Genomic DNA, 12,603 nt, shown 5'->3' with positions numbered 1-12,603 from the left:
CAATGAAAATCTCTTTTTTCTTACCCATTCCTTACAAATTCCTTACGTTCAAAAAAAAGCTTGTAGAATACTCTTTTCTACAAGCTAAAACTCTATTTTTTTCAGTACAATTGTAAATACCGTTTTCTTATATGGCGTACTAGAAAGATGAATTTCTCCTCCTAACGCTTCCACAAGTCGTTTTGTAATCGTAAGCCCAAGACCGCTGCCTTGATACAATCGGTTCCTTGAATCTTCTAACGTATACATGCGTTCAAATACTTTATCAATATGCGATTCATCAATTCCTTTACCACAGTCCCACACATCAACATACACGCACCTATCATCATCTCTTAATGTAATACCAAGTGTTTTCCCATCATATCCATACGCAATTGCATTGGATATTAAATTATTCAACACCCTACCTAATACTTCTGTATTTCCAAGTGCATATACATTTTTCTCCGGTATATCAATATGCACCTCAAATCCTTTGGTCGTTACTAAATCATAAAACGTTAAAATCTTTTCTCGGCATACTTCATTCATATTCACCTTTGTCATTTCGACTGCTTTATCTCCAGATTCTAATTTCGCCAAATCAAAAAATTTATGAATAAGTTCCATTACTTCCAAAGTTTTCAAATGTACCTTTTCTAGCAATACTTGTCGTTCTTCTTCACTTATCGTTTTATCCACATTTAACATTTCTGTATACCCAAGAATAACAGTGAGCGGTGTTTTTAAGTCATGTGAAATGTTAGAAAGCATCTTTCTCATCGAAATTTCAACCTTCGCATGATCAGCATTCGTTTTTTGTTTCGCATCTAATAAATGATTAATTGCTACTAATAATTTTTGCAGTTCTTTATCATCCGTCACAACTAATAATTTCTCACCTGTTTGCTGCTTTACAATATCCTGTAACTTTTCATATGTATAGCGTACATTTGCACTTTTACTTTTCTGTATTCTATATTGAAAATAAATAACACCTAATAATATGAAGATAACGATCGTTAAAAGAGAGATCATACTACATCACTTCCAACTTATAGCCAATGCCCCATAATGTTTTAATATATTCTGGATTAGAAGGATCATCTTCAATCTTTTCACGCAACCGTCTCATGTGAACATTAATCACGTTATCATCACCATAATATTCTTCATTCCAAATCAGGTTATAGATTTGTGCTTTTGTAAATACACGATTTTGATTCTTCACAAATAGTTTTAAAATCTCAAATTCTTTCAAAGTCAATTTTAGCTGTTTTTCTTTTTTTTGCACAGTGAAATTAATCAGATCAATTTTTAAATCACCAATCTCAATCGTTTCTTCTTTCTGCTCCGTGGCTGAATACTTTGTAGATCTTCGAATGCTTGCCTTTACCCGAGCTGCCAGTTCAATCATAGAAAATGGTTTACAGATGTAGTCATCTGCTCCAAGTCCTAAACCGACCGCCTTATCCACATCCGTATCTTTTGCGGACATCATTAAAATCGGCACAGCACTTTTTTCGCGAATGATTCTCACAACTTCTAATCCGTCTAGCTTTGGCATCATGATATCGAGAATGATTAAATCAAATGAGCCTTTTAGAAATGTGAGAACTCCTTCTTCTCCATCAGATGCAATTGTTATTTGAAAGCCCTCTTTAGTTAAATATTTCTCGACCATTTCTTGAATAGAGCTATCATCTTCCACTAACAAAATATGATGTGACATGCTTCTACCCCCTTTTTTACAAACATTAACAATTTAATTGTAACTGAAGTCAATAAAGGTGAAAAGAATTATATGAAAATTCAATCCGACTTCATTTCTTTTCATAACAATGTTATGATGGAACTCACAACTATTGTTTACAATTAACCTAATATAAAGGAGTTTTACCATGTCAGAAAATAAAAAAGTAAGCTTAGCTGATTTAATGCGCGAACAACTTGCAAAGAAAAAGCAAGGAAATGGAAACGGAGCAAATACTGCAAATCAAAGTCAAGCAACGAAAAAACTACAAAACCAACAAACGAAGAAAACGAACAACCAACGTAGACGTACAGGTGTGTAAATGAACGGGCAAAAACGAGCTAACATTTCACCAGGTCTTGAAGTTGATATTGTCTTAAAAAAAGACCAACGTACTGGTACACTCACTAGAGGGATTGTAAAAGATATTTTGACAAACTCACCGTCTCATCCGCACGGTATTAAAGTGCGCTTACAAGACGGACAAGTTGGCAGAGTGCAGCATATTGTTCAATAGGAAAAGGAGCTCATTTTGAAATTGAGCTCCTTTTCTTATATCGTTTTTTATCTGTAAATCGATATCCTTTGTCAAAATGTTGATATATTTTAATTATCCTTTAATTTTTTCAATAAAAACAACCTTTAAATAGTCGCCTTCTTTAAATTGGTCAATCGTACGGAAATCTTCTGGCAAAGAATATTCTTCTAATATTTTATATTTGCCATTCATTTCTTTGAAGGCTGTATCAATAAAGCCTTTAAATTTTTTCATATCAAATGTACTGCAGTTTGTAGAAGCAACGATAATACCGTTGTTTTCTGTAATGGAGATTGTTTCTTTTAATAGGTTTTTATAGTCTTTTGCTGCACTAAATGTATATTTTTTAGACCGTGCAAAGCTTGGTGGATCTAATACAACCATGTCAAACTTCATCTGTTTCTTCGCTGCGTATTTAAAGTAATGGAAAACGTCTTCTACAATAATATCTTGTGCTTCATAGTCAATGCCGTTCAAGCTAAATTGTTCAATTGTTTTACTTAAACTACGATTCGCAAGATCAACACTTGTTGTTTTTGTCGCTCCGCCAAGCGCTGCGAATACAGAGAAAGCACCTGTATAAGAGAACATATTTAACACTGTTTTACCTTTCGCGTATGTGTCACGAATTTGTTTTCGAACGTTACGCTGATCTAAGAATACGCCAACCATCGCACCATCATTTAAATACACGGCAAAGTTTACACCGTTCTCTTTCACGATGATTGGGAACTCGCCGCGCTCTCCAGCAACAAAATCATCGTCTTCCATATACTTTCCTTTTGTATCAAAACGCTTCTTCTGGTAGATTCCTTTAAAGTTTGCTACTTTTTGAAGAGCCCCAATGATTTCATCTTTAAAAGAATAAATCCCTTCACTATACCAGCTAATTACATAATAGCCATCGTAATAATCGATGATTAAACCACCAAGGCCATCACCTTCACCATTTACAGCGCGGAATGCAGTCGTGTCATTCGATTTGTAAAAACCTTTTCTCTTATGTAACGCTGATTTGATTTTTCTTTCAAAGAAAGCTTGGTCAATGTGCTCCTGCTCTTTTCTTGTTAAAATCCAGCCATATCCTTTATTTTGCTTTCCGTAATATCCTTTACCAAGAAATTGGTTCTTCTCATCAACAATTTTGATGATTGCCCCCTCTTCACGTATATCATTTAAGTTTTGAATTGCATCTTTTAAAATAAGTGGATAGCCACTTTTAATTTCTTTTATAAATTTCGGTTTTATCTTTACAGTTACTTCTGATCGCATGTAATGTCTTCCTTTCCATTTGAATGCTTTCTATTCTATAGGAAGCATTTAAAAAACGAGACTGAAAAAACAGCCTCGTTTCACTATACCATATTATTGCTTTGCGAGTACAACCAGCTCGTTGCCTAGAACGACTGTTATATATTTATCCCGCTATTTGCGGGCAGTAAGACTCCCATCTCAAAATTCGGCAAAAGCAAAGAAGTTAGGTGGGAGATCAACTGCCCGTAAAAGCCCGATTGGTGAGGGCCAATAATCAGTGGAGGATGAAGAAAATCCCTACTGATTAAAGTTTCACTTTATACGATGTAAAAGATGAGACTCTTATCTAAAGATCAGTCTTAGAGCACTGTCCAACGGAAAAACCCTCTACATAAACAAGAATAAACAAAAACTTTCATTTCTCTCAAAAACCAAATAATAGATTTTTAATATTGTGGTTTTTCACGAAACCATAATGTAGCAATCCATTTTTCTCCTTCATGTACCGCACAACCTTCATGCAATGAAAGGGGATGTGGTTCATTTGTCCCTCTTTTACAATTTTCAAAAACTAATAATTTCCCTTCGCTTGGAGTAACTGTAAGATTCAGAGAGGGAAAAAAAGTTTCTCCACCTGCATGAACTGTATTCAAATAAAGAATAGCTGTATAAAGTCGTTGTCCCCCTTGTTCAACTCGGTTCCTCCCATCTTCGTGCCAGGTACCATAACAATCAATATGAGCATCAAATTTCCCCCCAACTTCATATCTCGCTGCTTGTAATGGCTCAGCGTGATTAAGCGGCAAGGGCATAGCAGTAGCAATAAGTTCAGATACTTGACTAACAAGTCCATGTGAATAGTGTGGAAGCCAAGTAAAATCTGATTTCCGTTCCCCTGTATGTCCATAGGCTTGTGCGGGTTGGATGTGCTTTTTAGATAGTTCGATTAACTCTTGGCATTCTGCTGGTGTAATTATTTGTTCATACTGGGCTACAAAAGGCTCATCATGGAGAACAATTGGCTTTTTATTCATAAGGTGTATTCCTCCTCAAACTTTATTGAACGACGATATTATATTATGTGGGTGAAACTGAATAGGTGTTACAAACAAGGATTAATAAAATGACAGTCTTTTTTAGCTTGAAAACTCCTTCGTCAATGAACAATAGATTTAGATAAAGTGAAACTTTAATCGGTGGGGATTTTCTTCATCCCCCACTGATTATTGGCCCTCACCAATCGGGCTTTTACAGGCAGTAATGCGGGGTACATTTCCCAACATCTCACTTTCTATATATGTAAGCTTTTCTACAAAAAAAAGAGACTTTCTTTCAAAGAAAGCCTCTTTACCTTATTTCCCTACAACAACTTCTCGCTTCTGAAAAGCCGAAACAACATACCCAACAAACATACCGATCATTCCTGGAATTAACCATCCAATCCCTACACTATAAAACGGAACTTTTTCTAAAATCGGCGCTAATGCTGCAATTTGAATGTGTGCATTATTTAATCCATCGAAAAAGCTAATAACAAATGCTCCTATAATACCACCCACATACATTGCCAACGGGATACGAAGGTAATTTTCAATTAGCGATAATATGATTAATACGATTCCGATTGGATAGATTGCTATTAAGATTGGTAATGCTAATGCATTTAATTGTGTTAAACCTAGGTTTGCTACCATAAATGCTAGCACGCAGAAGATAAAAACAACTTTTTGATAAGACAGCTTTGGTAGTAGTGCTGAGAAAAAATCTCCACAAGCTGCGACAATCCCAACAGAAGTTGTTAAACATGCAGCCGCAATTGCTACCCCAAGTAGTAGTGTGCCGTAATTTCCAAATAAATGATGAACAACGTTTGTTAAAATAACACCGCCGTTTTCTCCCATTCCAAGCGATACACTAGAAGCCCCAAGGTAAGCAAGTGCTAAGTAAACGATAAGTAAGCCAAGTGCTGCAATAATTCCTGCAAAGATTGTTACTTTCGCAATACTTTTCTTATTTGTAATCCCTTTTCCTTTTAAAGCATTGATAACCACATTTCCGAAAACAAGTGCTGCTAATCCGTCTAATGTTAAATATCCATCAATAAATCCTTTAAACAGTGGATCTTTGTATGTTTCTGTCGGTGCACCGAACTCTCCAATTGGTGTAATAAGTGCTTTAATAACAATAATTGCAATGACAGCTAATAAAATTGGTGTTAATACTTTTCCGATGCGCCCTACTAATTTTGAAGGGTTTAATGCTAAATAGAAAGTAACTGCAAAGAAAATGAATGTAAAGATAACAAGTGGATATGCTTGGCTCGCTACTGAACTTGATAAAAATGGAGCGACTCCCATCTCATAAGCAACCGTTCCTGTACGCGGAACGCTGACAAATACACCTAAACATAAATAAATCGCAACTGTAAAAACAAGTGCAAATAACGGATGCACGCGACCTGCTAATTCATTGATATCTCCTTTTAAAGCAATGACAATAACCCCTAGTAAAGGAAGTCCTACCCCTGTAATGATAAAACCAAACAACGCAATCCATACATCTGTTCCAGCACCTTGTCCTAACGCTGGTGGAAAAATCATATTACCTGCGCCGAAGAATAGTGCAAATAACATTAAACTTATTGCAAACATCTCAGATAACTTTAAAGATGATTTCATTTTCATTTACCTCCTAAAAATCAATAAATAGACAAAATATTCAGAAATAAAAACTCGTTACATTTCCTCTTTCAATCCTACTTCCCCTATAAAAGAACGCAAAAAACACTCGTCCCTAACAAAGGGACGAGTGTTGAAATCGTGGTTCCACCCTTATTCTAATAAAATGAATGTATAACGAAATAAACTCATTTTATAGCTCGTGTAAATTGATAACGGTTTTATCCGTCAAGAATTACAATGCATCATGCCGTTCACTCTTGAAGTTTAGAGGTGGTAAGTGTATCTTTTCGTATTAGGAAGCTCACAGCCTAAGGCTCCCCTCTCTGAGAATCGTAAAAAATAACTCGTGTCCTCATCATTACTTTTATAAAATATATTGTCGAATATTGTTGTTTTTTATTATATGGGCTATTTTTAAAAAAATCAATAGTTTTATTTTTTTAAAAATAAACACAGAAAAACAACTATAACTGCTTCAATAATTCCTGTAACTCTTGCACTGTGACATTCCGCCACTCTCCAGCCTCTAATCCATCAAGCTTAATATTCATAATTCGTACGCGCTTCAGTTTTGTTACTGTATATCCAAAAGCACGGCTCATTCGACGAATTTGTCTGTTCATTCCTTGCGTTAAAATAATTCGAAATGTAGAACTATTTACTCGTGTCACTTTACACTGCTTCGTTATTCCATCTTTAATCTTCACGCCACGGGACATTCCGTCAATAAACCAATCTGCAAATGGCTTATCGACCGTTACAATATATTCTTTTTCATGCTCATAATCTCCGTGTAAAATTTGATTGGCAATCCTTCCATCATTCGTTAACAAAATCAATCCTTCCGACGCTTTATCTAAGCGGCCAACTGGAAAGATTCTTTCGGGATGATTGATATACTCGATGATATTCCCGTCAATATGATCCGCAGCTGTACAAGTAATGCCAACTGGTTTATGGAAGGCAATGTAGATTTTTTCTTTGTCCTCTTTTTCAATCGTTTTGCCATCAATCGTTACAATATCATTCTCTGTAACAATCGTACCGTGCGTACACACTTCACCGTTAATTGCCACGAGGTCCGCTTTAATAAGGCGGTCTGTTTCTCGCCTTGAGCAGGATAATGCTTCGCTTATAAATTGGTTAATTTTCATGTCATATTCCTTTTTTCTTATAGATTATCCGAAAAGAAAAAGCATCAATCTCAGGCGGTATACTGATGCCGAGATTGACGCTCCCTTACTTCGCAAAAACCACTAAATAAATAACCCCAATCACCAAAAATATTCCGCAACAAGCTAACAATACTTTTGCAAGTTTGTCCATAAACATATAATGGTTTCCCCTTTTGCTTGGTTTTGTGTTATTTTAATTCGACAACTGTTACGCCTAGGCCTCCCTCGCCCATGTCACCGTAACGGTAGTTTTTCACGCCGCGATGTTTTTTCAAGTAGTCTTGTACACCTTGGCGAAGTGCTCCTGTTCCTTTTCCGTGAATGATGGATACACGTGGATAGTTTGCAAGCTGTGCATCATCTAAATATTTTTCAACGCGCATCATCGCATTTTCAAAACGCTCGCCACGAAGGTCAAGCTCTAAGGAAACGTGATAGTCTCTTCCCTTAACAGTCGCCACTGCTTTCTTCTCAACCGGTTGTGGCGTATTAATGTACTCCATATCGGATTCTTTCACTTTCATCTTCAGAATACCAATTTGGACGTTCCACTCATTATCGCTTACTTTTTTCAGCAGCTGTCCTTTTTGACCGAATGTTAATACTTTCACTTCGTCGCCTGCTCGCAATTGTTGTTTTGGCGCTGTGTTTTTCACTTTTACTCTTTGTTTTTTCACAAGCTCTGGCGCTGCCCCTTCTAGACGACTTTTCGCTTCAATGAGCTCATGATCTTTCACGCTTGCAAGCTGCGCTTTACGCAGTTGACGAAGTTCATGAATGATACCTTCTGCTTCTTTTTTCGCAGCTTCTACTTTTTCTTCGCCCTCTTTTTGCGCTTTTAATAATCTTTCATCACGCTCATCGTTAAATTCAATGATTTGACGCTGTAATTCACGATGAAGTTTTTCAGATTGTTTACGATGCTCTTCTGCTTCGTTCCATTCGCGCTCTGCATTTTTTTGACTTTCTTCTAGCTTCGCAATCATATTTTCGATTTTATTCGTATCTGTACCAATATGATTACGAGCACGGTCAATCACGCGATCAGATAATCCAAGGCGTTTGGAAATTTCAAAAGCGTTACTGCGTCCTGGTACACCGATTAATAATTTATACGTTGGGCTTAATGTATTTACATCAAACTCAACACTTGCGTTAATAACTTGTTCACGATTGTAACCATATGCTTTTAGCTCTGGATAATGCGTTGTTGCGACAACGCGCGCTCCGCGGTTATATACTTCATCTAAGATTGAAATGGCAAGCGCAGCCCCTTCTTGTGGGTCTGTTCCGGCACCTAATTCATCGAATAATACTAAGCTTTCAAAGTCAGCTTTTTCTAAAATATCTACAATGTTCACCATATGTGAGGAGAACGTACTTAAGCTTTGTTCAATCGATTGTTCATCACCGATATCAGCAAAAATGTTTTTAAACACACAAATCTCAGATTCGTCTAATACTGGAATATGAAGGCCAGATTGCGCCATTAATACACAGATACCGACTGTTTTTAATGTAACTGTCTTACCACCTGTATTCGGACCTGTAATAACGATTGTTGTGAAGTCTTTACCAAGCATAATATCGTTTGGCACAATGATTTCCGGGTCGATAAGCGGATGACGTGCTTGTCTTAAATTCATATAGCGTTCATTATTTACAATTGGTTTTGTAGCTTTGATTCGCTTTGCATAAAATGCTTTCGCAAAAATGAAATCAAGATTCGCAATAACCTCTACGTTTGCTAATACAGTATCTGCTTCTAGTGCTACTTCTTCTGTTAACACCATTAAGATGCGCTCTACTTCTTGTTTTTCTTTCACGCGTGCTTCTTGCAATGCGTTATTTAGTTCCACAATGACTTGTGGCTCAATAAATAACGTTTGTCCAGATGCCGATTGGTCATGAACAATACCACCATAAACACCGCGGTATTCTTGCTTCACAGGAATTACATAGCGATCATTACGAATTGTTACGATTGCATCTGATAGCATCTTCTGTGCATTAGAAGATCGCGTCATATTTTCAAGTTTCTCACGAATGCGGCTTTCCGCAGTACGGATTTGGTTACGGATACCGCGCAGTTTATCACTGGCACTATCAACTACTTCGCCACCATCACCAATGCAGCTTGTAATTTTCTTTTCTAAATCATATAGAGACACAATTTGCGCCACATAGGTTTCTAAGATTGGAAGCTCTACGCCATTATCAACCATATCTTCAATAAATCGCTTCATTTGGCGGCTACCATACATCGTACTTGCAATATCAAGAAGTTCATGTGGACTTAACATACTTCCAATTTTCGCACGTTTTACATTTGGACGAATATCAAAAATCCCACCGAGCGGCACATGTCCTTTTAAGCGAATGACTTTTGCTGCTTCATCCGTTGTCTCTTGCATTTCTACAATTTCTTCAAAATCTGTACTTGGCACAAGGCTCTTCACTTTATCACGACCAAGTGAAGAAGCAACATGCTCAAGTAATTGTTCTTTTACTTTGTTATATTCTAATACACGCAACGTTCGTTCTAACATAAGTTGCCTGTCCCCCTTGTGTTACTTATTCCGTTTAATAAAATCTAATAAACGTTTAATATCCCATGTGTTAATCACAGTATCTTTTTGAATCCAGCCTTTACGTGCTGCCGCTACACCTGTTTCCATATCTTCTAACATTTCAAGTGTATGAGCATCGGTATTAATTGCTACTTTCACACCAGCATCTTGCGCTTGCTTTAGTAATTTTGCGCTTAAATCTAATCGGTTCGGATTCGCATTTAACTCTAAAACTGTATCTGTTTCTTTCGCAAGTTCAATGAGTAAATCTGTATCTACATCATACCCTTCGCGTCGTCCAAGGAGACGACCTGTTGGGTGGGCAATCATTGTAACATGCTTATTTTCAATTGCTGTGCGCAAACGTTTCATAATCGTTTCACGGTCTTGTGAGAAACTAGAGTGGATTGCACCAATTACATAATCAAGTTCTGCTAATACTTCATCATCAAAATCTAGCGTTGCATCTGGTAAAATGTCCATTTCGATTCCGCGTAAAATTGTGATATCCGGGTATTTTTCGTTAATGCGCTCAATCTCTTTTCCTTGTTCACGAAGACGCTCTTTCGTTAAACCATTTGCTACTTTCAAATATTGCGAGTGATCAGTAATTGCCATAAATTTATACCCACGCCCTCGGCACGCTTGTACCATTTCTTCAATGGAAAAAGCACCGTCGCTCCATGTTGTATGCATATGTAAATCACCTTGTATGTCAGAGAACTGAATTAAATTCGGATATTCTTTAATTAATTCGACCTCTTTTCCATCTTCACGTACTTCTGGTGGAATGAACGGCAATCCAAAATGAGCAAAAAATGCTTCTTCTGTTTCAAACGTCTTCACTTCACCCGTTTCTAAGTTTTCCACACCGTACTCACTAATCTTTTCACCTTTATCTTTCGCAATTTGGCGCATTCTTACGTTATGATCTTTTGAACCTGTGAAATGATGAAGAGTTGTAATAAATTCCTCAGGTTTTACAAGACGGAAATCAATCGAAATATCATATTCATATTGAAGTCGAACGGATACTTTTGTATCACCACTTGCAATGACTTCAATCATATTATCAAACTGTAATAAATGTTCACGTACCGCTGCTGGCTCTGTCGTTGCAATGATGAAATCTAAATCTTTCACTGTTTCGCGAACGCGTCGTAAACTACCAGCGCGAGAGAATCGAACAATTTCCTGGATATTCGACAATTTCTCTTCTATTTCCCCGGCAATAGGTAGGACCATTGCAATCGGTAAACGCTCTGGACGAGATCCAACTTGAGCAATCGCTTCTAATATTTTCTCTTCCGTTTTCTTACCGAACCCTGCTAATACCTGTACTTTATTTTCTTCACAAGCCCTTTGCAATGTTTCCATATCAATAATGCCAAGCTCTTTGTACAACTTTGCTACTTTCTTGCCACCAAGCCCCGGTAATTTTAATAATGGTAATAGGCTGCTCGGCACTTCTTTTTCAAGTTCCTCCAATACTTCTGAAGTTCCCGCTTCAATATATTCTTGAATAACTGCCGCTGTTCCTTTTCCAATGCCCGGAATCTTTGTAAAATCTTCAATTTCAGAAAGACTACGATCATCGCTTTCTAATGCTGCTGCCGCTTTACGAAATGCGGATATTTTAAATGGATTTGCGCCCTTAAGTTCCATAAAAAGGCCGATTGTCTCCAGTAATTTAATCACTTGTTTTTTATTTACTTTCATTCTTGCCCCGCCTTTCTTTCATAGAAAAAACTTCTCTTTCAGAGAAAAGAGAAGTTATACTTTGCTACCTGTCTGCCATAGTTCCTTCACCTTTTCAGAAAGAATCGGTGTATCGTCTACAATTATTTTGCTGATTGATGATTTTTGCAGTGGCGTTTGTACTTGTTCAATCGGAAGAATTGTTCCAATAATAATTAAGACAAACAAAATAATGTACACTTCTAAAAAGCCAAGAAGTGCCCCAGCAAACGCATTCACCTGTTTTATAACTGGGATTTCTGTAAACATATTCAGCAAATTCCCAAGCAATGAAAGTGCGATTCTTGTAATAATAAATAATACAATGAACGCAATTGCTTGATAGAATACTGCTTCGATATTATTCGCATCAATCCATTCTGGAACAGATACATTCTTATCAAATGGATATGGAATAAATTTCTCAAACGTTGGTGCTAAATCTTTGCAGTACCAGTATGCAACAAGGTATGCGATAATAAAGCTTGTTAACTTTACAAGTTGCAGGACAAATCCTCTTTTTAAACCAAGGAAAAATCCCATAACAAGCAGTAAAATGATAATAATATCAATCATGTTTTATTCCATTCCTTTTTTTGTCATACTTTCTTTCAATTTTTCATGTTCATCTTTTAATTTTATGTAATCGTGTATGACGTTTACCGCCGTCAATACCGCTAGTCTACTCGTATCAAGCGAAGGATTCTTGGCATTGAGTTCGCGCATTTTATCATCCACAATCGCTGCTACCATGCGGATATGACTTGTACTTTCATCGCCAACAACTGAATATTGTTGACCATAGATTTCTACATTAATTCGACTTTTATTTCCCTTTTGTTGTGACAACTCACCGGCCTCCAATCACGTACAGAATCCTAAAGTTTATCATACCATGAACAATCATAATATG

12 protein-coding genes and 1 other annotated feature are annotated in these 12,603 nt (G+C 36.8%); of the genes, 2 read left to right on the top strand and 10 right to left on the bottom strand.

Going from position 1 to position 12,603, the window contains the following annotated elements; genetic code table 11:
* Positions 1 to 84 precede the first annotated feature (84 nt).
* Positions 85 to 1,020: a sensor histidine kinase gene (locus C568_RS0112060; RefSeq protein ID WP_006096213.1), complete on the bottom strand. Its 936-nt coding sequence runs from the start codon at positions 1,018 to 1,020 to the stop codon at positions 85 to 87.
* A gap of 1 nt (position 1,021) precedes the next feature.
* Entirely contained in the window at positions 1,022 to 1,714 is a 693-nt protein-coding gene (locus C568_RS0112055) for a response regulator transcription factor (protein ID WP_003200910.1), read from the bottom strand.
* 169 nt (positions 1,715 to 1,883) lie between these two features.
* Here C568_RS0112055 and C568_RS34715 point away from each other — a divergent pair, with 169 nt between their 5' ends.
* Both C568_RS34715 and C568_RS0112045 read left to right on the top strand, forming a co-directional pair.
* Entirely contained in the window at positions 1,884 to 2,057 is a 174-nt protein-coding gene (locus C568_RS34715) for a hypothetical protein (protein ID WP_006096212.1), read from the top strand.
* Positions 2,058 to 2,252, top strand: coding sequence for a YwbE family protein (locus tag C568_RS0112045; RefSeq protein WP_006096211.1), 195 nt, complete (start codon positions 2,058 to 2,060; stop codon positions 2,250 to 2,252).
* A gap of 93 nt (positions 2,253 to 2,345) precedes the next feature.
* Here C568_RS0112045 and C568_RS0112040 read toward each other — a convergent pair whose 3' ends face one another.
* From C568_RS0112040 to zapA, 8 genes are all read right to left on the bottom strand, one after another.
* Positions 2,346 to 3,545 (bottom strand): class I SAM-dependent rRNA methyltransferase, encoded by a 1,200-nt coding sequence (locus C568_RS0112040; protein ID WP_018781643.1) that lies wholly within the window; start codon positions 3,543 to 3,545, stop codon positions 2,346 to 2,348.
* Between the two features lie 428 nt (positions 3,546 to 3,973).
* Entirely contained in the window at positions 3,974 to 4,561 is a 588-nt protein-coding gene (locus tag C568_RS0112035) for a prolyl hydroxylase family protein (protein ID WP_018781642.1), read from the bottom strand.
* Positions 4,562 to 4,879: 318 nt separating this feature from the next.
* On the bottom strand, positions 4,880 to 6,205 hold the full coding sequence (gene brnQ6, locus C568_RS0112030; RefSeq protein ID WP_018781641.1) for a branched-chain amino acid transport system II carrier protein BrnQ6: 1,326 nt from the start codon (positions 6,203 to 6,205) through the stop codon (positions 4,880 to 4,882).
* Positions 6,206 to 6,324: 119 nt separating this feature from the next.
* Positions 6,325 to 6,576, bottom strand: a binding site (T-box leader).
* A 96-nt stretch (positions 6,577 to 6,672) separates the two neighbouring features.
* On the bottom strand, positions 6,673 to 7,362 hold the full coding sequence (locus C568_RS0112025; protein WP_018781640.1) for a 23S rRNA pseudouridine(2604) synthase RluF: 690 nt from the start codon (positions 7,360 to 7,362) through the stop codon (positions 6,673 to 6,675).
* A 209-nt stretch (positions 7,363 to 7,571) separates the two neighbouring features.
* Positions 7,572 to 9,932 carry an endonuclease MutS2 gene (locus C568_RS0112015; RefSeq protein ID WP_018781639.1) on the bottom strand — a complete coding sequence of 787 codons (2,361 nt, stop codon included), beginning with the start codon at positions 9,930 to 9,932 and terminating at the stop codon, positions 7,572 to 7,574.
* Positions 9,933 to 9,953: 21 nt separating this feature from the next.
* Complete coding sequence (polX, locus tag C568_RS0112010; protein ID WP_006096206.1) at positions 9,954 to 11,672, bottom strand: DNA polymerase/3'-5' exonuclease PolX; 1,719 nt, start codon at positions 11,670 to 11,672, stop codon at positions 9,954 to 9,956.
* A gap of 54 nt (positions 11,673 to 11,726) precedes the next feature.
* Positions 11,727 to 12,266: a CvpA family protein gene (locus C568_RS0112005; protein ID WP_003200894.1), complete on the bottom strand. Its 540-nt coding sequence runs from the start codon at positions 12,264 to 12,266 to the stop codon at positions 11,727 to 11,729.
* A gap of 3 nt (positions 12,267 to 12,269) precedes the next feature.
* Positions 12,270 to 12,539 (bottom strand): cell division protein ZapA, encoded by a 270-nt coding sequence (gene zapA / locus C568_RS0112000; RefSeq protein ID WP_000082702.1) that lies wholly within the window; start codon positions 12,537 to 12,539, stop codon positions 12,270 to 12,272.
* Positions 12,540 to 12,603 lie beyond the last annotated feature (64 nt).

It is taken from the genome of Bacillus sp. 95MFCvi2.1, assembly GCF_000374965.1.
Classification (GTDB): domain Bacteria; phylum Bacillota; class Bacilli; order Bacillales; family Bacillaceae_G; genus Bacillus_A; species Bacillus_A pseudomycoides.
This window is presented reverse-complemented; position numbering and strand designations above follow the sequence as displayed.